Annotated in this window: 18 protein-coding genes and 1 riboswitch; of the genes, 10 read left to right on the top strand and 8 right to left on the bottom strand. The window is 74.2% G+C overall.

The window, feature by feature from the left end:
• Positions 1–60 precede the first annotated feature (60 nt).
• Positions 61–579 carry a DUF6584 family protein gene (locus ACIBNE_RS25480; RefSeq protein WP_399275258.1) on the top strand — a complete coding sequence of 173 codons (519 nt, stop codon included), beginning with the start codon at positions 61–63 and terminating at the stop codon, positions 577–579.
• A 37-nt stretch (positions 580–616) separates the two neighbouring features.
• Here the strand turns inward: ACIBNE_RS25480 and tsaD are convergent, their stop codons facing one another.
• Positions 617–1,687 (bottom strand): tRNA (adenosine(37)-N6)-threonylcarbamoyltransferase complex transferase subunit TsaD, encoded by a 1,071-nt coding sequence (gene tsaD, locus ACIBNE_RS25475; RefSeq protein ID WP_399275256.1) that lies wholly within the window; start codon positions 1,685–1,687, stop codon positions 617–619.
• A 140-nt stretch (positions 1,688–1,827) separates the two neighbouring features.
• Between tsaD and ACIBNE_RS25470 the strand changes: the two genes are divergently transcribed.
• Together ACIBNE_RS25470 and prpB are read left to right on the top strand one after the other, a co-directional pair.
• Positions 1,828–3,336, top strand: coding sequence for an MmgE/PrpD family protein (locus ACIBNE_RS25470; RefSeq protein WP_399275254.1), 1,509 nt, complete (start codon positions 1,828–1,830; stop codon positions 3,334–3,336).
• 2 nt (positions 3,337–3,338) lie between these two features.
• On the top strand, positions 3,339–4,244 hold the full coding sequence (gene prpB, locus ACIBNE_RS25465; RefSeq protein ID WP_399275441.1) for a methylisocitrate lyase: 906 nt from the start codon (positions 3,339–3,341) through the stop codon (positions 4,242–4,244).
• 73 nt (positions 4,245–4,317) lie between these two features.
• On the opposite strand, the gene metE is transcribed toward prpB, so the two are convergent.
• From metE to kdpB, 3 genes are all read right to left on the bottom strand, one after another.
• On the bottom strand, positions 4,318–6,642 hold the full coding sequence (gene metE / locus ACIBNE_RS25460; RefSeq protein ID WP_399275252.1) for a 5-methyltetrahydropteroyltriglutamate--homocysteine S-methyltransferase: 2,325 nt from the start codon (positions 6,640–6,642) through the stop codon (positions 4,318–4,320).
• A 189-nt stretch (positions 6,643–6,831) separates the two neighbouring features.
• Positions 6,832–6,987, bottom strand: a riboswitch (cobalamin riboswitch).
• Between the two features lie 132 nt (positions 6,988–7,119).
• Positions 7,120–7,302, bottom strand: a complete 183-nt coding sequence (locus ACIBNE_RS25455) for a hypothetical protein (RefSeq protein ID WP_399275250.1) — start codon at positions 7,300–7,302, stop codon at positions 7,120–7,122.
• Between the two features lie 134 nt (positions 7,303–7,436).
• On the bottom strand, positions 7,437–9,659 hold the full coding sequence (gene kdpB, locus ACIBNE_RS25450) for a potassium-transporting ATPase subunit KdpB (RefSeq protein WP_399275248.1): 2,223 nt from the start codon (positions 9,657–9,659) through the stop codon (positions 7,437–7,439).
• An 842-nt stretch (positions 9,660–10,501) separates the two neighbouring features.
• On the opposite strand from kdpB, the gene kdpF reads away from it, so the two are divergent.
• The 4 genes from kdpF (at position 10,502) to ACIBNE_RS25430 (ending at position 16,647) form a co-directional block, all read left to right on the top strand.
• Complete coding sequence (gene kdpF / locus ACIBNE_RS25445) at positions 10,502–10,591, top strand: K(+)-transporting ATPase subunit F (RefSeq protein WP_399275246.1); 90 nt, start codon at positions 10,502–10,504, stop codon at positions 10,589–10,591.
• A 125-nt stretch (positions 10,592–10,716) separates the two neighbouring features.
• Positions 10,717–13,152: an ATP-binding protein gene (locus ACIBNE_RS25440; RefSeq protein ID WP_399275244.1), complete on the top strand. Its 2,436-nt coding sequence runs from the start codon at positions 10,717–10,719 to the stop codon at positions 13,150–13,152.
• A gap of 187 nt (positions 13,153–13,339) precedes the next feature.
• Positions 13,340–14,029, top strand: a complete 690-nt coding sequence (locus ACIBNE_RS25435; RefSeq protein WP_399275242.1) for a response regulator — start codon at positions 13,340–13,342, stop codon at positions 14,027–14,029.
• A 53-nt stretch (positions 14,030–14,082) separates the two neighbouring features.
• A complete protein-coding gene (locus tag ACIBNE_RS25430) occupies positions 14,083–16,647 on the top strand; it encodes an ATP-binding protein (RefSeq protein WP_399275240.1) in 2,565 nt (854 codons plus the stop codon).
• On the opposite strand, the gene ACIBNE_RS25425 is transcribed toward ACIBNE_RS25430, so the two are convergent.
• The 4 genes from ACIBNE_RS25425 to ACIBNE_RS25410 form a co-directional block, all read right to left on the bottom strand.
• Positions 16,610–17,281, bottom strand: coding sequence for a DsbA family protein (locus tag ACIBNE_RS25425; RefSeq protein WP_399275238.1), 672 nt, complete (start codon positions 17,279–17,281; stop codon positions 16,610–16,612). The two genes, ACIBNE_RS25430 and ACIBNE_RS25425, sit on opposite strands and share 38 nt — an antisense overlap.
• On the bottom strand, positions 17,278–17,856 hold the full coding sequence (locus ACIBNE_RS25420; RefSeq protein ID WP_399275236.1) for a copper resistance protein CopC: 579 nt from the start codon (positions 17,854–17,856) through the stop codon (positions 17,278–17,280). The genes ACIBNE_RS25425 and ACIBNE_RS25420 overlap by 4 nt, the downstream gene beginning before the upstream one ends.
• A gap of 121 nt (positions 17,857–17,977) precedes the next feature.
• Complete coding sequence (locus ACIBNE_RS25415; protein ID WP_399275234.1) at positions 17,978–18,646, bottom strand: hypothetical protein; 669 nt, start codon at positions 18,644–18,646, stop codon at positions 17,978–17,980.
• A gap of 211 nt (positions 18,647–18,857) precedes the next feature.
• Positions 18,858–19,013 carry a hypothetical protein gene (locus tag ACIBNE_RS25410; RefSeq protein WP_399275449.1) on the bottom strand — a complete coding sequence of 52 codons (156 nt, stop codon included), beginning with the start codon at positions 19,011–19,013 and terminating at the stop codon, positions 18,858–18,860.
• Here ACIBNE_RS25410 and ACIBNE_RS25405 point away from each other — a divergent pair.
• From ACIBNE_RS25405 to ACIBNE_RS25395, 3 genes are all read left to right on the top strand, one after another.
• Entirely contained in the window at positions 18,967–20,118 is a 1,152-nt protein-coding gene (locus ACIBNE_RS25405) for an MFS transporter (RefSeq protein ID WP_399275439.1), read from the top strand. The genes ACIBNE_RS25410 and ACIBNE_RS25405 overlap by 47 nt on opposite strands.
• A gap of 139 nt (positions 20,119–20,257) precedes the next feature.
• The gene (locus tag ACIBNE_RS25400) at positions 20,258–20,503 is read left to right on the top strand and encodes a hypothetical protein (RefSeq protein ID WP_399275232.1); all 246 of its coding nucleotides are present in this window, start codon (positions 20,258–20,260) and stop codon (positions 20,501–20,503) included.
• Positions 20,504–20,568: 65 nt separating this feature from the next.
• On the top strand, positions 20,569–21,387 hold the full coding sequence (locus ACIBNE_RS25395; RefSeq protein WP_399275230.1) for a maleylpyruvate isomerase family mycothiol-dependent enzyme: 819 nt from the start codon (positions 20,569–20,571) through the stop codon (positions 21,385–21,387).
• Positions 21,388–21,417: the final 30 nt, after the last annotated feature.

Raw genomic sequence — 21,417 nt, 5'->3', positions numbered from 1 at the left:
CGTGCTCCGGGCGACGTATTCAGGTCGACAGGGGCCGGCGAGGTACTCGATCATGCGCCCATGCCTCTGAGTGAGACCCTTGCCCGCGTCGACGCGGACCTGGCCGCCGGCCGGGTCCCCCTGGCGCGCCAACGCCTGCGCGGTCTCGTCTCGTCCTTCCCGCAGGACCTGGCGCTCCGTCGGCGCCTGGCCGGGGTGTACCGGCTCTACGGCGATGCCGCCGAGGCCGGGCGCTGGATGTACCTGGAGGAGGACCGCGAAGCCGACGAGACCGCCGCCTTCGAGGCGCGGTACGGCTCTCCCGGGCGGCGGATGAGGGCCGTCGCCTGGCGCGGTCCCGAGGCGACGGCCGCCACTTCCTTCGCGCAGGGGCAGCTGGCCGCGGTGCGGTCCGCCTGCGCCGAGTCACTGGGGCGCCCCGTCGACTGGGACGACCCCGCCTCCCACCGGGACGGCCCGGACGAGGAGGAGCGGGAGCCGTGGACGGCCGGCGACGTGCTGGCGGGTGTCGGTTGCCTGGTGGGGGTCCTCGCGGTCCTCGCGGTCTGGGTGACCGGATTCGTCGCCCTCTTCGACTGAACCCGGGTCACGTGCCGCCCCCTGACGAGGGGAGGCGTCAGGCGGCCCGCCCTGTCGGCGCGGGCAGCGGAGTCAGGGCGGCGTACTCCAGCGGGGCCGAGGGGTCGATGGACACGTGCAGCGGGGCGGGCTCGGCACCCGCGCGTACGAGGAGGTCGCCGACGGCCGCGATCATGGCGCCGTTGTCGGTGCACAGCGTCATCGGCGGCACCCGCAGCTCGACGCCGTTCTGCGCACACCGCTCCTCGGCGAGCGCGCGGACGCGGGAGTTCGCCGCGACGCCGCCCACGACGACCAGCGTCTTCACGTCGTACGCGCGGCAGGCCGCGAGCGCCTTGCGGGTCAGCACGTCGGCGACGGCCTCCTGGAGCGCGGCCGCCCCGTCGGCCACCGACGGCTCCTCGCCGCGCAGCCGGTGCCGCTCGACCCAGCGGGCGGCGGCCGTCTTCAGACCGGAGAAGGAGAAGGCGTACGGGTCGTCGCCCGAGCGGGTCAGGGGGCGCGGGAAGTCCACCGCGCGGGGATCGCCCTCGCGCGCGGCCCGGTCGATGGCGGGCCCGCCGGGGTAGGGGAGCCCCAGGATCCGGGCGACCTTGTCGAAGCACTCCCCGGCGGCGTCGTCGAGGGTGTCGCCCAGGTGCAGGATCGGCTCGCGCACCAGGTCCCGCACGAGCAGCAGGGAGGTGTGCCCGCCGGAGACGATCAGCACCACGCACGGGGCGGGCAGCGGGCCGTGCTCCAGGGTGTCGGCGGCGACGTGCCCGGCCAGGTGGTGCACTCCGTACAGCGGCACCCCCGCCGCGTACGCCAGGCTCTTCGCTCCCGCCAGCCCCACCTGGAGGGCCCCGGACAGCCCGGGTCCTGTGGTGACGGCCACCGCGTCGATCCGGCCGAGCCGCAGCCCCGCCTGGTCCAGGGCGCGGCGGACGACCGGGTTGAAGGACTGGAGGTGCGCGCGGGAGGCGATCTCGGGCACCACGCCGCCGAACCGCGCGTGCTCGTCCATGCTCGTCGCCACCACGTGCGCGAGCAGTTTCCCGTCCTGCACGATGCCCGCGCCGGTCTCGTCGCACGACGACTCGATCCCCAGCACCACCGGTCCGCCCACTGCGCCACTCCGTCCGCACTTCAGATGCAATAAATACGCAGTTGCAATATATGTGCAACAAGGCACGGGGGGTGGAGGCGGCCCGTCGTCGAGAGCAGCCTCGGTCCCGTCAGCACCTCTCGACCGCCCCGAGGAGCGTCGTGATCGAACACCGTGTCCGCGTCCACCCCAGCGCCGATCGGCTGCCGCGCGAGGGGCAACTCGCCTGGAAGCTCGCCGCGGCGGCGACCGCGACCGAGGAGTTGGACGCCGAGAGCGCCGCGATGGCCGTCAACCGGGTCGTCGACAACGCGTCCGTCGCCGTCGCCTCCCTCACCCGCCGCCCGGTCGCCGTCGCCCGCGCCCAGGCCGTCGCACACCGCGCGAGCGCCCCCGGCGCGTCCGCCTTCGGCACCGCCGCCCGAGTCCCGCCCGAGTGGGCGGCCTGGGCCAACGGCACGGCCGTGCGCGAACTGGACTTCCACGACACCTACCTGGCCGCCGACTACTCCCACCCCGGCGACAACATCCCGCCGCTGCTCGCGGTCGCCCAGCACACCGGCAGGACCGGCGCCGACCTGCTGCGCGGCATCGTCGCCGCGTACGAGATCCACGTGGCCCTGGTCAAGGGCATCTGCCTGCACGAGCACCGCATCGATCACGTCGCCCACCTGGGCGCGGCCACCGCGTGCGGCATCGGCACGCTGCTGCGGCTGCCGACCCGGACCGTGTACCAGGCCGTCCAGCAGGCCGTGCACACCACCACCGCGACCCGGCAGTCCCGCAAGGGCGAGATCTCCAGCTGGAAGGCGTGCGCCCCCGCCTTCGCGGGCAAGGCCGCGATCGAGGCCGTCGACCGGGCGATGCGCGGCGGTACCTCGCCCTCACCGATCTACGAGGGCGAGGACGGCGTCGTCGCCCGGCTGCTCGACGGCCCGGGAGCCGACTACCCCGTCCTGCTCCCCGCGCCCGACGAGCCGCGCCGCGCCATTCTCGACACGTACACCAAGGAGCACTCCGCCGAGTACCACGCACAGGCCGTCATCGACCTGGCGCGACGACTGCGCGGGAGGACCGGGCCGCTGGAGCGGGTGCGGTCGGTCGTCCTGCACACCAGCCGCCACACCCACCGGGTGACCGGCTCCGGCTCGGGCGACCCGCAGAAGTACGACCCCGGCGCCGGCCGCGAGACCCTCGACCACTCGGTTCCGTACATCTTCGCCGTGGCCCTGGAGGACGGCGCGTGGCACCACGAGCGCTCCTACGCTCCCGAGCGGGCCCGCCGCCCGGAGACCGTCGCGCTGTGGCAGAAGATCACCACCGTCGAGGACCCGCGGTGGACCCGCCGCTACCACGACCCCGACCCGGCCCTGCGCGCCTTCGGCGGGCGCGCGGTCGTCACCCTTCAGGACGGTGCGGTCGTCGAGGACGAACTCGCGGTCGCCGACGCCCACCCGGCCGGGGCCCGCCCCTTCGACCGGCCCGCCTACACCGCCAAGTTCCGCACGCTCACCGGAGGCCTCGTCGCCCCCGCCGAGCAGGACCGCTTCCTGGCCACCGCCGAACACCTGGCCGAGCTGGGCCCGGCCGACCTCGACGGCCTGTTCCCCGCCGTGGACACGGCGGCCGTCGCCGCGTACGACAGCCGGCTCCCGAAAGGCCTGTTCTGATGCTGTTCCACACCCGCACCACGCCCCAGGAACGCCGCCGGGCCCTGCGCGAACAGCTCGCCACCGGGCGCCTGTTGCGCATCCCCGGCGCGATCAGCCCGCTCTGCGCCCGCCTCGTCCAGGACGCGGGCTTCGAAGCCGTCTACCTCTCGGGCGCCGTGCTCGCCGCCGACCTGGGCCTGCCCGACATCGGCCTGACCACGTCGACCGAGATCGCGGCCCGCGCCCAGCAGACCACCCGGGTCACCGACCTGCCCGTGCTGATCGACGCCGACACCGGTTTCGGCGAGCCGGTGAACACCGCCCGCACCGTCCAGCTCCTGGAGGACGCGGGCCTGGCCGGACTCCACCTGGAGGACCAGGTCAACCCCAAACGCTGCGGCCACCTCGACGGCAAGACCATCGCGCCCCGCGAGGACATGGTCCGCCGCGTCCGCGCCGCCGTCGCCGCCCGCCGCGACCCGGGCCTCCTGCTGATGGCCCGCACCGACGCCCGCTCCGTCGAGGGGCTCGACGCGGCGATCGACCGGGCGAAGGCCTACGTCGACGCCGGTGCGGACGCGGTCTTCCCCGAGGCGCTGACCGACCTCTCCGAGTACGAGGCCTTCCGCGGGGCCGTGGACGTCCCCCTGCTGGCGAACCTCACCGAGTTCGGCAGGACGCCCCTCCTGGACACCCGGACACTGGAGGACCTCGGCTTCGACATCGCGCTCTACCCGGTCACGCTGCTGCGCGTCGCGATGGGCGCGGTCGAGGACGGGCTGCGCACGATCGCCGCCGAAGGGACCCAGCGGTCCCTCCTCCCGCACATGCAGACCCGCTCCCGCCTCTACGAACTGCTCGGCTACGAGGAGTACGCGGTCTTCGACTCGGCCGTCTTCGACTTCACGCTGCCGCCCGGCACGTGAGGCGCTCCTCCTCCGACGGCGGACTCGGGCCGGGGCGCCGCGCGGCGCCCCGGCCCGGTGCTGCGCGGCGGGATCAGTCCGTGGGGGTTCCCAGCTCCGCGCGGACCGTACGGGCGGCGGACACGAGGCTTTCGAGCGAAGCCCGGGTCTCGGGCCAGCCGCGGGTCTTCAGGCCGCAGTCGGGGTTGACCCAGAGCCGCTCGGCCGGGATGGCCTCAAGTCCCTTGCGCAGCAGGGCCGCCGCCTCTTCGGTGCTCGGGACGCGCGGCGAGTGGATGTCGTAGACGCCGGGTCCGGCCTCGCGGGGGTAGCCGTGGGCGGCGAGCTCGCGGGCGACCTGCATGTGGGAGCGGGCGGCCTCCAGGCTGATGACGTCGGCGTCGAGGTCGTCGATGGCCTGGACGATGTCGCCGAACTCGGCGTAGCACATGTGCGTGTGGATCTGGGTCTCCGGCCGCACCCCGGCCGTGGTCAGGCGGAACGCCTCGGTGGCCCAGGCCAGGTAGGCGGCGTGGTCGGCGGCGCGCAGCGGGAGCGTCTCGCGCAGGGCGGGCTCGTCGACCTGGATCACCGAAGTGCCGCCCGCCTCAAGGTCGTTCACCTCGTCGCGCAGCGCGAGGGCGACCTGCCGCGCGGTGTCGCCCAGCGGCTGGTCGTCGCGGACGAAGGACCAGGCGAGCATCGTGACGGGCCCGGTGAGCATGCCCTTGACGGGACGGTCGGACAGCGACTGGGCGTAGGCCGTCCAGCGCACCGTCATCGGCTCGGGCCGTGAGATGTCGCCCGCGAGGACCGGCGGGCGCACGTAACGGGTGCCGTACGACTGGACCCAGCCGTGCTGGGTGGCGAGGTAGCCGGTCAACTGCTCGGCGAAGTACTGCACCATGTCGTTGCGTTCGGGCTCGCCGTGCACGAGGACGTCGATGCCGGTCTTCTCCTGGAACGCGATGACGTCGCGGATCTCGTTCCTGATCCGCTCCTCGTAGCCCTCGCTGTCGAGCCGCCCGGCCCGCAGGTCGGCGCGGGCCGTGCGCAGCTCGGTGGTCTGCGGGAACGAACCGATGGTGGTGGTCGGCAGCAGCGGCAGTTCCAGGTGGGAGCGCTGGGCGGCGGCCCGCTCGGGGTACCGCTGGGGGCGGCGCGCGTCCGCCCCGGTGACGGCGGCGGCACGGGCGCGCACGACGGGGTCGTGGGTGATGGCCGAGGCCGCGCGGGAGGCCAGGGCGGCGCGGTTCGCGGACAGTTCGGCGGCGATGGTGTCGGTGCCCTGTGTCAGCCCCTTGGCGAGGGTGGCGATCTCGGCGGTCTTCTGCCGGGCGAAGGCGAGCCAGCGCAGGATCTGCGGGTCCACGTCGCGTTCCAGCGAAGCGTCGAGCGGGACGTGGAGCAGCGAGCAGGAGGCGGCCACGTCGACCCGGTCGGCCAGTCCGAGCAGGGTACCGAGCGTGCTCAGGGACTTCTCCAGGTCGCCCACCCAGATGTTGCGGCCGTTGACGACCCCGGCGACCAGCCGCTTCCCGGGCAGGCCGCCCACCGCCGCGAGGCCACCGAGGTTCGCGGCGGCGGCTTCGGTGAAGTCGAGGGCGAGCCCTTCCACCGGGGCCTTGGCCAGTACGGGCAGGGCGTCGCCGAGCCGGTCGAAGTAGGAGGCGACCAGGAGCTTGGGCCGGTCGGCGAGCGCGCCCAGCTCGCGGTAGGCGCGGGCGGCGGCGTTCAGTTCGGCGGGCGTGCGGTCCTGCACCAGGGCGGGCTCGTCGAGCTGCACCCACTCGGCGCCCGCGGCCCGCAGGTCGGCGAGGACCCGGGCGTAGACGGGCAGCAGCCGGTCGAGCAGGGTGAGCGGGTCGAAGTCGGCGGCGACGCCCGGCGCGGGCTTGGACAGCAGCAGGTAGGTGACGGGGCCGACGGCGACGGGACGGGGCGCGAGGCCGAGCCCGAGGGCTTCCCGCAGTTCCGCGACCTGCTTGGTGGAGTCGGCGGTGAAGACCGTGTCGGGGCCCAACTCGGGCACCAGGTAGTGGTAGTTGGTGTCGAACCACTTGGTCATCTCCAGCGGCGCCACGTCCTGGTTGCCCCGGGCCATGGCGAAGTACCCGTCCAGCGGGTCGGCGGCCACGGCGGCGCGGTGCCGCTCGGGGACCGCGCCGACCATGACGGTGGTGTCGAGGACGTGGTCGTAGTAGGAGAAGTCGCCGGTGGGGACTTCGCTGATGCCGGCGGCGGCCAGCTCCTCCCAGTTGCCGCGGCGCAGTTCCGCCGCGGTGGCGCGCAGCCGGTCGGCGTCCACGCGGCCCTTCCAGTACCCCTCGATCGCCTTCTTGAGTTCCCGGTCCTGCCCCTGACGGGGGTAGCCGTACACGGTGGCCCGTGCCGCCGCGGCTGCGGTCCTGCTGGTCACGGAGATCTCCTTCGCGAGATGAATCCCTGAGATCCCGGAGACGGGACGAGAGCGCGAAGGGGATGACGAACCGGACGGCGACGACCCCGCGCGGCAAAGGCGCGGCCGTTCCGTCCAGTGTGTACGCCGACCCGCCCACGAGGTCACCGGGATGTCCGCACGCGGAACGGTCCGCGTGCGGGCAGTGGCAGGTCTTCGGACTCGCGGGCACGCCCTCGTCGTTTCCGACGCGGACACCTACTGGCCGTCGCTTCCCAGGTCCCGTCCGGGGCCCAGTGCTCATGACGGCGGTCGTTCCCACTCACCGCTGCGGGGCAGTCCCGGATTCCCACCGGGTTCCCTCTTGCGACTCCCTGCCTGGCGGGCAGGGCGAACCAGCTGCGGGGCCAGCCTACGCGCCGCTGCTCGTGCGCGACCAGTGGGTCCGGGGGTCGGGACGGTGAACCCGCGGTGGACCGGCCTCCCTTCGCGCGCGGTTCACGGGCGGTACACGAGTTCCAGGAGGACGGCCGCGATGAGGAGCCAGGTGCCGATGCCGAGCAGCCACATGCTGTCCGTCGTCGCGCCGATGGCGCACAGGAGGACGGAGCCGACGGCGAGGGCCAGCACGTGGCGGCGCACGCGGCGGTCTGCGGGCAGGCGTCCGTCGGATCGGTTCATGGGGCGAACGTAGGGCGGAGGCGCGGTGCGCAGGGGCGCGGCCGACGAGTCTTCACGCGACCCTGACGCCGTGCGGGGACGCGGTGTGCGACAGGGCGGCGCACCGGTCTTCCCGACGGGCTTCTGACGGGGGCTCACCCCAGACCGGGGAGCGTCGAGACGATGAGGTCGATGAACTTGATGCCGATGAAGGGCAGCACCAGGCCGCCGAGCCCGTACACCAGGAGGTTGCGGCGCAGCAGATGGTGTGCGGAGGCGGGCGTGTAGCGCACGCCGCGCAGCGCGAGCGGGATCAGGGCCACGATGATCAGGGCGTTGAAGATGATCGCCGAGGTGATCGCCGACGTGGGGCTGTGCAGCCCCATGACGTTCAGCGCTTCGAGGCCGGGATAGGCCCCGGTGAACATCGCGGGGATGATCGCGAAGTACTTCGCCACGTCGTTCGTGATCGAGAAGGTGGTCAGCGCGCCACGGGTGATGAGGAGCTGCTTGCCGATCTCGACGATCTCGATCAGTTTGGTCGGGTTGGAGTCGAGGTCGACCATGTTCCCGGCCTCCTTGGCGGCCGAGGTGCCGGTGTTCATCGCCACGCCGACGTCCGCCTGGGCCAGCGCGGGAGCGTCGTTGGTGCCGTCGCCGGTCATCGCGACCAGCTTGCCGCCCTCCTGCTCCCGCCGGATGAGGGCGAGCTTGTCCTCCGGGGTGGCCTCGGCCAGGAAGTCGTCGACGCCCGCCTCGTGGGCGATCGCCCGTGCCGTGCGCGGGTTGTCGCCCGTGACCATGACCGTACGGATGCCCATGCGGCGCAGTTCGGCGAACCGTTCGCCGATGCCTTCCTTCACGACGTCCTTGAGGTGGACGATCCCCAGGACCCGGGGCCCGCCCCCGTCGTGGACGGCCACCAGCAGCGGAGTGCCGCCGGCGTCCGCGATCGCGTCGCACCAGCCCCGGGCCTCGGGCGGCACCGCACCCCCGTACATCTCCACCCAGGCGACGATCCGGGCCGCGGCCCCCTTGCGGACGTGGCAGGCGCCGCCGTCCCAGCGCAGGTCGATGCCGCTCATCCGGGTCTGCGCGCTGAACTCCACGAACCGGGGGTCCGCCAACTCGCCCTCGGCAGGCGCCCGCAGGCCGTACAGGTGCCGGGCCAGGGCGACGACGGACCGGCCCTCGGGGGTCTCGTCGGCGAGCGAGGAGAGCTGCGCGGCGTCGGCGAGGAGCGCCGCCTCCACCCCCGGCATCGGCGCGAAGGCCACGGCCTCGCGGTTGCCGAGGGTGATGGTGCCGGTCTTGTCGAGGAGCAGGGTGTTCACGTCGCCCGCGGCCTCGACGGCCCGCCCGGACATGGCGAGCACGTTGCGCTGCACCAGCCGGTCCATGCCCGCGATGCCGATCGCGGAGAGCAGCGCGCCGATCGTGGTCGGGATGAGGGTGACGAGGAGGGCGACGAGCACGGTCGTGGACGGGGCGGCGTCCGCGTACCCCGCCATCGGCCTGAGCGCGACGACGACCAGGACGAAGACGACGGTCAGCGCGGAGAGCAGGATGTTGAGGGCTATCTCGTTCGGCGTCTTCTGCCGCCGCGCCCCTTCGATGAGGGCGATCATCCGGTCCAGGAAGGAGTGGCCCGGCCTCGAGGTGACCCGGACGACGATCCGGTCCGAGAGCACGGTCGTGCCGCCGGTGACGCCCGAGCGGTCGCCGCCCGCCTCGCGGATCACGGGCGCGGACTCGCCCGTGACGGCGGACTCGTCGACCGAGGCGATCCCGGCGACGACGTCGCCGTCGGCCGGGACCAGCCCGCCCGCCTCGACCAGGACGAAGTCGAACTGTTTGAGATCGGTCGCGGCGACCTCCTCCGTCGCCGCGCGGTCGACGTCCGTGCCGTACTGCCAGTGGCGCAGCCGCAGCGCGACCGTGTCCGTACGGGCCCGGCGCAGCGACTCGGCCTGTGCGCGTCCCCTGCCCTCGGCGACGGCCTCGGCCAGGTTCGCGAAGACCACCGTCAGCCAGAGCCAGGCGCTGACGGTCCAGGTGAACACCGACGGGTCGAACAGCGCGGAGATCGAGGTGAGGGCCGAACCGACGGCCACCACGAACAGCACGGGCTTGCGGACGAGCGTGCGCGGGTGCAGCTTGCGCAGCGCCTCGGGCAACGACGTCAGGAGCTGGACCGGATCCAGCAGCCCGCCGTGGCCGGCCCGTCGGCGCCGGGGGCCGAACCGGGGGACACGGCCCTGGGGCGGTACGGGCAACGCGGGCGGCGCGAGGGGTGACGGCGCGCCCGTGGTGGGCGCGGAGGCGGAGAGCTGCGGGTCGGCAGGGGAGTGCGCCGGTCGGGGCGCGGCGGGATGCATCGCGGAAGGCTTTCTGGCAGGAGTCGGCCGTCCGCGCGGCGGAGGCCGGAGGGGAACGACGGGCGGGAGGCGCGCCGCGGCGGTCGGGTGCGGGGTGCGGTGCCCCGGCTCCGCGGCGCGGTCGTGGACGGAAGGAGGCGGTCGCGCGCGGGGGCGCGGTCGCCGTGTTCGGGAGGACGTCCGCGCCCCCGCGGTCCGGGGGCGATCAGGCCACTGACGTCCCCGGGCCGGTGAGCGGCCGAGGGCGAATCTAGACGCCCGCCACCCCTGCGGCGGCGGTCCGGCGCAGGCTTTTACGCGCCCGATACGAGGCGTGCGCCGGAGTCGTCAAGGCCCCGTCAAAGCGATGTGGCAGAGCGTCAGAACCACGTCAAGGCGGGCCTGTTCGGGCCCGGCGCGGCACAGGATGATCACCGCACGGGGGTGGACGACCGCTCGACCGTACGAGGTGTGAGGGGCGCTCCGCCGCAGGCGGCGCGTACGGTCCGCGACCGACGGCCCGGATCGGCACCTCGGCACGGGCGGGCGGGACCGTCCGACAGGAGGGACGCCCCGGCCCGAGGCAGCCAGGGGGTGTGCCGCGGGCCGGGCGTGCCCGCCCGTACGACGTGCTCCCAGGCCCCGGTGCGGCACAGGGCGACCACCGTGCGCAGGGGCCCACCGCACCCGGTCGCGTGAACCGCCGTACAGGACCCGTCAAAGCTCCGTCAGCGTCCCGGACACGGGTGGCGATCCGCTGCCAAGGTGGGCCCGCGACCCGTCGCAGGCCCCGACGACAGCGGGCAACCGCCTGCCGGGCCCGTCCGCACCCGTCCGCCTTCCACCCGGGGAGTCGATCGTCCATGAGCATTGAGAACGTGGTTGGCCTCGTCATCGCCCTCGCCCTCGTCGGCTACCTGGTGGCCGCGCTGATCCGCCCGGAGAAGTTCTGACCGCCAACGCGCCCGCCGGGCCGGGGCGGCTCGCCGGTGGGCCGGAGCCCGGCCCGCCCGCGGGCCGCCCCGGCCGCCTCAAGGTCCTCGTCGGCGCCGCGTCCGGCGTCGGCAAGACGTACCGGATGCTCGACGAGGGCCGCCGCAGGGCGGCGCGGGGCACGGACGTGGTCGTCGGCGCCGCCGACTGCCGCGGACGCCCGCACACCGAGGCGCTCCTCGACGGCCTGGAACGCCTGGCACGCCTGGCACGCCTGGAACACCCGGACCGGGCGGCCGCTCACCGCCCGGCCGCATACCAACCGGCCGCCCGGCACAGCGGATTCGACCTGGACGCCGCCCTGCGCCGCCGCCCCGGACTGCTCCTCGTCGACGACCTGGCCCACGCCAACCCGCCCGGCAGCCGCAACGCCCACCGCTGGCAGGACGTCGAGGAACTGCTCGCGGCGGGCATCGACGTCCTCACCACCGTCAACGTCCAGCACCTGGAATCGCTCAGCGACGTCGTCGAGAGGATCACCGAGGTACCGCCGGGCGACACCGTCCCCGACGGCTTCGTACGCCGCGCCGACCAGATCGTCCTCGTCGACGTCGACCCCGAGGAACTGCGCCGCAGGATGGCGCACGGGAACATCCACCCGCCGGAAATGGTCGACGCGGCCCTGGCCAGCTGGTTCCGGCCCGGCAACCTCACCGCCCTGCGCGAACTCGCGCTCCTCTGGGTCGCCGACCAGGTCGACGACGCGCTGCGGAAGTACCGCAGCGACCACGGCATCGGCGGGGTCTGGGAGGCCAGGGAGCGCGTGGTCGTCGGCCTGACGGGCGGACCGGAGGGAGACACCCTCATACGGCGCGCGGGCCGGATCGCCGCCAGGTCGGCCCACGGCGAGCTGTCCGCCGTGCACGTCGTGGGCGGGGACGGCCTCGCGGCAGGCGCCTCGTCCGCGGCGCTCGCCCGACAGCGGCGCCTGGTGGAATCCCTCGGCGGCAGCTACCACACGGTCGTCGGGGAGGACGTGCCGACCGCGCTGGTCGACTTCGCCAGGGCGGGCAACGCCACCCAGCTGCTCCTCGGCACGAGCCGACGCGGCCGGTGGGAACGGTTCCTCACCGGACGGGGCATCGGCGAGACCGCCGTCACGCTCTCCGGCGGCATCGACGTCCACATGGTCACCCACGAACGGGCGGGCCGGGGGCGCCCGTTGCCCTCGCGCCGCCGCACCCTGCCGCTGTCGCGGCGCGTCGCGGGCCCCCTCGCCGGAGTCGTACTGCCCGTGCTCCTCACGCTGTTGCTCGACCGGGCCAGGGGGAGCATCGGACTGACCAGCGAGGCGCTGCTCTTCCTGGTGACCGTGGTCGGCGTGGCCCGCGTCGGGGGCATCGGCTCCGCGCTCGTCGCCGCGGTGACGGCCTCCCTGCTGCTCAACTACTGGTTCATGCCGCCCATCGGGGCGTTCTCGTTCGGCGACCCCGACAGCGTCCTCGCCCTCGGCGTGTTCGTCGTGGTCGCGGGCGTCGTCGCGGCGGTGGTGGACCGGTCGCTGCGGCTGTCGCGCCGGGCCGCCAGGGCCACCGCGGAGGCGGAGACCCTCTCGGCGCTCGCCGGTTCCGTCGTCAGGGGCGAGCACACCGTCCCCGCCCTGCTCGCCCGCACCCGGGAGACCTTCGGGGCCGAGGCCGCCGAACTCGTCGACCGCCCGGTGGACGACCCCGCCGCGAGCCAGGTCGCCCTCGGCGACGGGGGCTTCCTCGTGCTGCGCGGCTGTACGCTCCCGGCCGCCGAGCGCCGCGTCCTCACCGCGTTCGCCGCCCACGTCACGGCGGCCGTCGAACGGGCCGGGCTCGCGGAGGCGGCGGCCGAGGCGGAACCGGTGAAGGCCGCCGACCGGATGCGCACCGCCCTCCTGGCGGCCGTCAGCCACGACCTGCGGACCCCGCTGGCCGCCGGGTGGGCCGCCGTCGCCTCGCTGCGGAGCCCCGACGTGGACTTCACCGCCGACGAACGGGACGAACTCCTGGCCACGGCGGACGAGTCCATGGCCCGGCTCAGCCGACTCGTCGAGAACCTGCTCGACATGAGCCGCCTCCAGGCGGGAGCGCTCTCCCTCGACCTGCGCCCCACGGCCTGGGAGGAAGTCGTCCCCGCGGCCCTGGACGGGCTCCCCGACGCGGGACGACCGGTGGCACTGCACGGCCTGGAGCACGCGCCGCTCGTCCTCGCCGACCCACCGCTCCTGGAGCGGGTCCTCGCCAACCTCGTCGCCAACGCCGTCCGCCACTCCCCGCCCGGACGCACGGTCCTCCTCGGAGCCAGTACGCTCTCCGGCCGCGTCGAACTCCGCGTCGTCGACCGGGGCCCCGGCCTGCCGCCCGCCGACCGGGACCGGGTGTTCGAACCCTTCCAGCGGCTCGGCGACACCGACAACACCACCGGCGTCGGCCTCGGCCTGGCACTGGCCCGCGGTCTCACCGAGGCGATGGGCGGCACGCTCACCCCCGAGGACACCCCGGGGGGCGGTCTGACGATGGTCGTCACGCTGCCCAGCGCGTCCTTCCCGTAGGGGATGCGTCAAGAGGGGTGCCCGGCGCGTTAGGGCGGCGTCAACAACGGCGGCGTACGGCCGAAAAGGCTGTTCGCTCGTCTCGGGCCAGGGAACGCACCGGACCGGTCGGCCCCCGCGGCACGCCGAAGGACCCCGAAGACCCGAACGAACTGAACGCCCCGAACAACAGGAAGGCCGCACGCCGATGACGCGGGTGCTGGTGGTCGAGGACGACTCGCAACTCGCCCGAGCTCTGGTGATCAACCTGCAGGCCCGGCAGTACGCGGTGGACTCCGCGCCCGACGGCGCCACGGCGCTCGCCCTCTCCGCCGCCGAGCCGCCGGACGCGCTGATCGTCGACCTCGGGCTGCCCGACATGGACGGCGTCGAACTCATCGAGGCGCTGCGGCGCTGGAGCCGCGCCTCCGTGCTCGTCCTCTCGGCGCGCAGCGGGTCCGAGGACAAGATCCGCGCCCTCGACGCGGGCGCGGACGACTACATGACCAAGCCGTTCAGCATGGACGAACTCCTCGCCCGGCTGCGGGCCGCGACCCGGCGCGTGGCCGAGGCCACGGTGCCCGAGCCGGTCACGGGAGGGCGGATCACCACGGACGACTTCACCGTCGACCTGAGGGCGAAACGGGTGTGGCGGGTGGACCGGGACGTACGGCTCACCCCGACCGAATGGCACCTGCTGGAGCTCCTCATACGCAACCCGGGGCGGCTCATCAGCCAGCGCCACCTGCTCAAGGAGGTCTGGGGCCCGAGCCACGGCACCAAGACGAACTACCTGCGGGTCTACATGGCGCAACTGCGCCGCAAGCTCGAAGCGGACCCCGCGCACCCCCGCTACCTGATCACCGAACCCGGCATGGGCTACCGGTTCGAGCCGTAGGACAACCGCGGAACCAGCAAGAGACGCGGGAAGAAGAGGGAGGGACGCGGAACATGGGACGCGGGAAGCTGCGCATCTACCTGGGGGCGGCGCCCGGCGTCGGCAAGACCTACTCGATGCTCTCGGAAGGGCACCGGCGGGTCGAGCGGGGCACGGACTGCGTCGTCGCGTTCGTCGAGCACCACGGCCGGCCGCGCACCGAAGTCATGCTGCACGGCCTGGAGACGGTCCCGCGCCGGTCCGTCGAGTACCGGGGCACCTCCTTCACGGAGATGGACGTGGACGCCGTCCTCGCCCGCCGCCCCGCCGTCGCGCTCGTCGACGAACTGCCGCACACGAACGTGCCGGGCTCGCGGAACGCCAAGCGCTGGCAGGACGTCGAGGAGCTGCTCGCCGCGGGCATCGACGTCGTCTCGACCGTCAACATCCAGCACCTGGAGTCCCTCGGGGACGTGGTCGAGTCGATCACCGGGATCCGGCAGAAGGAGACGGTCCCCGACGAAGTGGTCCGCAGGGCCGACCAGATCGAACTGGTCGACATGTCGCCCCAGGCGCTGCGCCGGCGCATGGCGCACGGCAACGTCTACAAGCCCGACAAGGTCGACGCGGCCCTCGCCAACTACTTCCGCCCCGGCAACCTCACCGCCCTGCGCGAGCTGGCCCTCCTCTGGACCGCCGACCGGGTCGACGAGTACCTCCAGGAGTACCGCGCGGAACACCGGGTCTCGAAGATCTGGGGCTCGCGCGAGAGGATCGTCGTCGGCCTCACCGGCGGCCCCGAGGGCCGCACCCTGATACGGCGTGCCGCCCGCCTGGCCGAGAAGGGCGCGGGCGGAGAGGTGCTGGCCGTCTACATCGCCCGCAGCGACGGCCTGACGTCGGCGTCGCCGAAGGAACTGGCCGTCCAGCGCACCCTCGCGGAGGACCTGGGCGGCACCTTCCACCACGTCGTGGGCGACGACATACCGGCAGGGCTCCTCGCCTTCGCCCGCGGGGTGAACGCCACCCAGATCGTCCTCGGCGTCAGCAGGCGCCGCTCCTGGCAGTACCTCTTCGGCCCCGGCGTCAGCGCCACGGTCGCCCGCGAGTCGGGACCCGACCTCGACGTCCACATCGTCACCCACGACGAGGCGGCGAAGGGCGGGGGGCTGTCCACCGCCCGCGGGGCCCGGCTCGGCCGGTCCCGCACCATCTGGGGCTGGCTCGTCGGTCTCGCGGGACCGGCCCTCCTCACGCTGCTGCTGAGCACCGCGATGCCCGCGGTGGGCCTGGCCAACGACGTCCTCCTCTACCTCACGCTCACGGTCGCGGCCGCGCTGCTCGGCGGCCTCAGGCCCGCGCTCGCGTCCGCGGCCGTCGGCTCCCTGCTCCTGAACTGGTTCTTCACCCCGCCCGTCCACCGGTTGACCATCGCCGACCCGCACAACATCGTCGCCCTGGCGATCTTCGTCGGAGTGGCGATCTCCGTGGCCTCCGTCGTCGACCTGGCCGCCCGCCGCACGCACCAGGCCGCCCGCCTGCGGTCCGAGGCGGAAACCCTGTCCTTCCTCGCGGGCAGCGTGCTGCGCGGCGAGACGACCCTCGACGCGCTCCTCGAACGCGTCCGGGAGACGTTCTCGATGGAGTCCGTGGCGCTCCTGGAGCGCTCCGACGAGACGCAGCCGTGGTCCCGCGTCGCCGTCGTCGGCCGTCGTCCGTGCGAACGCCCGGACGACGCGGACGCCGAGATGCCGGTCGGCGACCGTCTCGCGCTCGTCCTGACCGGGCGGGTGCTCCCCGCCGAGGACCGGCGCGTGCTGGGCGCCTTCGCCGCCCAGGCGGCGGTCGTCCTCGACCGCCAACGGCTGGTCGGCGAGGCCGAGGAGGCCCGCAAGCTCGCCGAGGGCAACCGGATCCGCACGTCGCTGCTCGCGGCCGTCAGCCACGACCTGCGCACCCCGCTCGCCGGCATCAAGGCGTCGGTGACGTCCCTGCGCTCCGACGACGTCGCGTGGTCCGAAGAGGACCGCGCCGAACTCCTCGAAGGCATCGAGTCGGGCGCCGACCGGCTCGACCACCTCGTCGGCAACCTCCTGGACGTGTCCCGGCTGGAGACCGGCACCGTCACCGCCGTGATCAGGGAGACCGACCTCGACGAGGTCGTGCCGATGGCGCTGCTCGGCGTGCCAGGGGACAGCGTCGACCTCGACATCCCCGAGACGCTTCCGATGGTCGCCGTTGACCGCGGCCTGCTGGAGCGGGCCGTCGCCAACGTCGTCGAGAACGCCGTCAAGTACAGCCCGCCCGCGACACCGGTGCTCGTGGCGGCCAGTGCCGTGGCCGACCGGGTCGAGCTGCGGGTCGTCGACCGCGGCCCCGGCGTCCCCGACGAGGCCAAGGACCGCATCTTCGGGGCCTTCCAGCGGTACGGCGACGCCCCGCGCGGAGAGGGAGTGGGCCTCGGCCTCGCCGTGGCGCGCGGCTTCGTCGAGTCGATGGGCGGCACGGTGACGGCGGAGGACACGCCCGGGGGCGGACTGACCCTGACGATCGTCCTGCGCAGGACGGAGGGGGCCCCGGTGAGCGCCGTGCCCGGTCGGGTCAACGTCCGGACAGGCGCTGTTCGATCAGGGCCTTGAAGTCCTCGTAGCCGCGCGGGGACGCCTTCTGGCCGTCGACGAAGAAGGTCGGCGTGCCCTGGACGCCGAGCGCCAGGCCGTCGCGCTGGTCGAGGGAGACGCGTTCGGCGGTGCGGGCGGAGGTGACGTCGGCGTCGTAGCGCTTCATGTCGAGACCGAGTGCGCGGGCGTACGCGCGGAAGACGGCGTCCTTGGGCTCCTGGGCCTCGCCCCACTCGCGCTGCGTCGTGAACAGCTTGTCGTGCATCTCGCGGAAGCGGCCCTGCTGGGCCGCGGCCTCGGCGGCGCGGGCGGCGGACCCGCTGTTGCGGTGTCCCGGCATGGGGAAGTAGCGGGCGACGAAGGTGACGCGGTCGCCGTACTCCTTCTTCAACCGGTCCATGACCGGGTGGAAGGCCCCGCAGCCCTCGCACTCGAAGTCCAGGAACTCGACGACGGTGACCCGGCTCCGCGCGGGGTCGGTGAGGCGGTGGCTGTCGTCACGGACCACGCGGGCGTCCGCCGCGGGTTCCGGCAGGGCCCGTGCGCCGCCGCCCGCGTCGGGGCGGAAGAGGAGGAAGGATCCGAACGCGGCGGCGAGCGCGGCCACCAGGACGAGGGCGGCGACGAGCTGGTTCTTCACGTTCTTCTTCATGCGGGACCTTCGTTCCTGTGGCGGCGGACGGTGACGACCATCGCGGTGACCAGCCCGACGAGCCCGAGTCCGAAGCCGATCCCGATGGCCTTGAGGCTGCTGACCGCGCGCTCCCCGGAGGCCACGGCGGAGGGCGAGAGCGATGAGGTGGGGGAGGGCTGCTGCGAGGCGGTCGCGGCAGGCGGCCGCACGGTGAACGCCGACGTCCCGGCGACGGAATGACCGTCGGCCGACACGACCCGGTAGCCCACCGTGTACCGGCCCCGGGCCTTCGCGTCCTTGAGGCGCAGCGTGACCTCGCGCCCCGCGACGGCGGGAGCGCCGTCGCCGAGCGCGGCGCCGTCCGGACCGGTGACGGCGAGCCGGGCGTGCTTCTGGGTCACGGGATCGCTGAACGTGAGCGTGACCGTACGGGGGAGGGCGTCGAGGACCGCGCCGTTCGCGGGGTCGGATCCGTTCAGGTCCGTGTGGGCGGCGGCCTGCGGGGCGGAGACCGCCAGCAGGCCGGTGACGGCGGCGGGCAGGAGGAGGGGGCGGACCGCCGCACGGGCGGCGGGCGTGTGCCTGGTGCGCATGGTGGAGTGGGGCTCTCTGCCGCCCCCGGCACCGGGCGGGTGCGGGAGTGGCGGCGTGGTGAGGAGGCCGTACGGGACGCTCCGGCGTTCACCCGCGTCGGGGCGTCTGGCGCGGGGGGCGTCAGGCCGCGATGCGGAAGCCGGTCGCGGCCGACGGCCGGAACGGGTTCGGGAGGACCGCGGGCGCCGGGGGAGCGCGTCCGGGGCGCGGGTGCGCGAGGGCCGCGGGCCGCAGCGGAGCGACGTCGGTGGCGGGGCGGCGCAGGGGGCCGTGCCCGGTGGGGACGGCCGCGAGCAGGGGCAGTACGGCGGACAGGATCCGCTGTGCGGATTCGGCGAGCGGCCGGGCGTGCAGGAGCAGGGAGCCCGTCGTGCCCAGCAGCCGCGCGGCCAGCAGGAGCGTGACGGCGTGGCCGCCCAGCACCACGGACGGGCCGGGCCCGGCGGCCGCGTGCTCGGTCAGGCCCGTGAGGTGCGCGCCGCCCCGCGCGTCGGTCAGCGTCGCGCAGGCCCCCGGGATCACGTAACAGACGTGGTACGCGGCCTGGGCGCCGACGAAGGCCGCGAGCAGCTGGGTGTCGGTGAGCCGCCGTCGGGTGAGGACGAGGCACAGGGAGGCCGCGAGCACGGCCACCGCCGCCAGGACGACGAGGCGCGGGGTGTGCCCCTGGAGCAGGGCGTGCCCGCCCACCGGCAGCAGGACGCAGAGCACCGCCAGCGCTCCGGCCCGCACCGCGCGCAGCCCACCGGCCCACGGCTGGAAGCCGTGCGGCGTGCGGAGAGCGGGCATGGCGGGCTTTCGGAGGGAAGCGGTACGGGGGCGGGCCAGCGGAAGGCGTGACGGACGGCCAGGACGCAGCGTACCGGCCCGCTTCCGGCCGAAGCCGTCGAGGTCCCCGCCCGGGGCTCCGCGAGGGTGACGTCGCGTACCTGCCAGCCTCTCCTGCGGAGGGGCTGTTGAACTGGGCACGCAACTGAACCGGGCGCGCGACGGCGGTCCTTCACGGGATGGGAAACATGGCTTCGGCAACCAGCACCAATACCAGTACCAGCAGTACCGGCACCGGCACGCATGCGCCCGACGGAACCGACTTATCGACAAGATCGCCCCTGCGCGGATGGCTCGCCGTGGTCTCGGTGACGCTCGGGATCTTCACGATCGTGACGACCGAGATACTGCCGATCGGCCTGCTCACCAGGATCGGCTCCAGCTTCACCGTCACCGACGGAGCGGCCGGGCTGATGATGACGATGCCCGGTTTCCTCGCGGCCGCCTCCGCACCCGTGGTGACCGCGGCGACCGCGCGCGTCGACCGCCGCCTGGTGCTGTGCGTGCTGACGGCCCTGCTCGCCGCCGCGAACTTCCTGGCCGCCGCGGCCCCCGACTACTGGCTCGTCCTGGTCTCCCGCGTCCTGGTCGGCATCGTCATCGGCGGCTTCTGGTCCATCGGGGCGGGAATCGCCGAGCGCCTGGTCGCCCCGGCGTCCGTCGGCCGGGCCACCGCCGTGATCTTCTCCGCGGTCCCCCTGGGCTCGGTCGTCGGAGTGCCCGCGGGCACCTTCGTCGGAGGAGCGGCGGGCTGGCGGACGGCGTTCGTCGTCATGGGCGCCCTGACGGTCGGCGTCCTGATCATGCTGCTGCTGTTCCTGCCGCCCCTGCCCGCGCACCGGACGGTCCGGCTGAGCGTGCTGCGCGGGACGTTGCGCGGTGTCGACACCCGCTTCGCGCTCCTGCTGACCTTCCTGGTCGTGCTGGCCCACTTCGGCACGTACACCTACGTCACCCCGTTCCTCGAACAGGTCACCGGAGCCGGTCCGACCAGGATCACCGTCTTCCTGCTGGTCTACGGAGCCGCGGGAATCGTCGGCAACTTCGCGGGCGGCGCCGTCGTCGGCCGCCACCCGCGCGCCGTCTTCGGCCTGGCCGCCGGCCTGATCGCGGCCGCGACGCTGCTCCTGCCGGTCCTGGGCAGGGGGCCGGTCGGCGCCGTGGTCCTGTTGACCGTCTGGGGCGTCGCCTACGGTGCCGTCCCCGTCTGCTCCCAGACGTGGTTCACCAGGGCGGCCCCCGGTGCGCCCGAGGCCGCGTCGGTCCTGTTCACCGCGTCCTTCCAGGCGACGATCTCGACGGGCGCGCTGGTCGGCGGCCTGGTCGTGGACCGGGGCTCGCCGTCCACGGCCATGGTCGTCGGCGGCGTCACCGCCGCACTCGTGGTCGTGGCGCTGTGGGCGCGGCCGCGAAAACAGCTTCGTCGTCCGTAGCGGTGCCGGATACGGTCGCCGCGTGTGCTTCTACGCGGACAAACCCTACAAGTCGCACTACGCCTGCGTGTCCTGCCGCGTTTCGTTCAAGCGGCATCCCGTGCCCGGCGGGCACCGGTGCCCCCGGTGCTCCGGGCCGATGTCCTGCGCCGGTCACGACTTCGCGGCACCGCGGCGCCGGGACGCCAAGGCGTGGACCGTCGTGGCGGCCGTGCTGAACGCCGGTCTGCGGTACGAGGGCTTCGGGCCGTGCGGCTGCGGCAGGGAACCCGGGTTCCGCCCCCGCACCCGGGCCCAGCTGCGGGCGCGGCGCATCGCGGCGGCACGAACCGGCACCCCGCTCGCCGAGGTGCCGGCCCGCGCGGACCCGCAGCTCCCCGCGTGAGCCGAGGCGGTCGTGCGGGCGGTAATTCCGGGCGGCGCGGCGCGGCGGGCGCCTACTGTGGGGCGATGAGCCTCCTGAGCTACGAGCGCCACCGCGCGGAGATCGTGGAACAGACAGAGCTGGTACGGGCCGCCGTCGAAGGCGTCGACCTGGCCGTACCCGTCGCCACCTGCCCCGGCTGGACCCTCGGGGCGCTGCTGCGCCACATCGCGGGCGCGCACAGCTGGGTGGAGACGATCGTGCGGACCCGGGCGCAGGAGCAGGTGCCCGAGGACGTCGTCAACGACGTGGCGGGCGACGACGGCGTCGCCGCGTCGGAGGTCGCCGCCCGGCTGGTGGACGGTGCGCGGCGGCTCGCGGACGCGCTGGGCGATGCCGGGCCCCACGCTCCGGTGTGGACCGTCGCGCCGGGCGGGACGCCGGAGTTCTGGGCGCGCAGGATGGCCCACGAGACGGCCGTGCACCGCTACGACGTGGCGCGGGCGGTATCCGCCGCGCGCGGCGTCGACGCCGGGTACGAGATCGCCCCCGACCTCGCGGCCGACGCGTTCGACGAGTGGATGGGCTTCGGCACGCTCCCGCAGGTCCTGGAGCCCGAGCCGGGCGTGCCCACGCTGCTGGGACCTGGCCGCACGCTGTGCTTCCGCGCCACGGACGGCGCGCCGGGACGCCCCGCCGACTGGACGGTCGACCTGACGGGCCCCGCCGTCACCTGGGAGCACTTCGCGCGCGAGGACGCGGCCGTCGCCGTGCGCGGCCCGGTCACCGGCCTGGTCCTGATGCTCTACGGCCGCCGGAGCGCCGCGCATCCCATCGAAGTGACGGGCGACGAAAGCCTGTTGAAGGAGTGGCTGGCGCGGACCGGCGGGTGGCTCAACGAGTGACCGGGCCCGGGGCGCGGTCGGCCGCCACGG

Origin of the sequence: Streptomyces sp. NPDC050504 (assembly GCF_044458065.1) — a bacterium.
Taxonomy (GTDB): Bacteria; Actinomycetota; Actinomycetes; order Streptomycetales; family Streptomycetaceae; genus Streptomyces.
Note: the sequence above shows the minus strand (reverse complement) of the source record. Positions and strands in the feature narration are given on the sequence as shown.

Coding starts and splice junctions, on each gene's coding strand:
- ACIBNE_RS25480 (WP_399275258.1), top strand. CDS start 61: ATGCCTCTGAGTGAGACCCTTGCCCGCGTCGACGCGGACCTGGCCGCC.
- ACIBNE_RS25455 (WP_399275250.1), bottom strand. CDS start 7,302: ATGAACCGATCCGACGGACGCCTGCCCGCAGACCGCCGCGTGCGCCGC.
- kdpB (WP_399275248.1), bottom strand. CDS start 9,659: ATGCATCCCGCCGCGCCCCGACCGGCGCACTCCCCTGCCGACCCGCAG.
- kdpF (WP_399275246.1), top strand. CDS start 10,502: ATGAGCATTGAGAACGTGGTTGGCCTCGTCATCGCCCTCGCCCTCGTC.
- ACIBNE_RS25440 (WP_399275244.1), top strand. CDS start 10,717: ATGCTCGACGAGGGCCGCCGCAGGGCGGCGCGGGGCACGGACGTGGTC.
- ACIBNE_RS25435 (WP_399275242.1), top strand. CDS start 13,340: ATGACGCGGGTGCTGGTGGTCGAGGACGACTCGCAACTCGCCCGAGCT.
- ACIBNE_RS25430 (WP_399275240.1), top strand. CDS start 14,083: ATGGGACGCGGGAAGCTGCGCATCTACCTGGGGGCGGCGCCCGGCGTC.
- ACIBNE_RS25425 (WP_399275238.1), bottom strand. CDS start 17,281: ATGAAGAAGAACGTGAAGAACCAGCTCGTCGCCGCCCTCGTCCTGGTG.
- ACIBNE_RS25420 (WP_399275236.1), bottom strand. CDS start 17,856: ATGCGCACCAGGCACACGCCCGCCGCCCGTGCGGCGGTCCGCCCCCTC.
- ACIBNE_RS25415 (WP_399275234.1), bottom strand. CDS start 18,646: ATGCCCGCTCTCCGCACGCCGCACGGCTTCCAGCCGTGGGCCGGTGGG.
- ACIBNE_RS25400 (WP_399275232.1), top strand. CDS start 20,258: ATGTCCTGCGCCGGTCACGACTTCGCGGCACCGCGGCGCCGGGACGCC.
- ACIBNE_RS25395 (WP_399275230.1), top strand. CDS start 20,569: ATGAGCCTCCTGAGCTACGAGCGCCACCGCGCGGAGATCGTGGAACAG.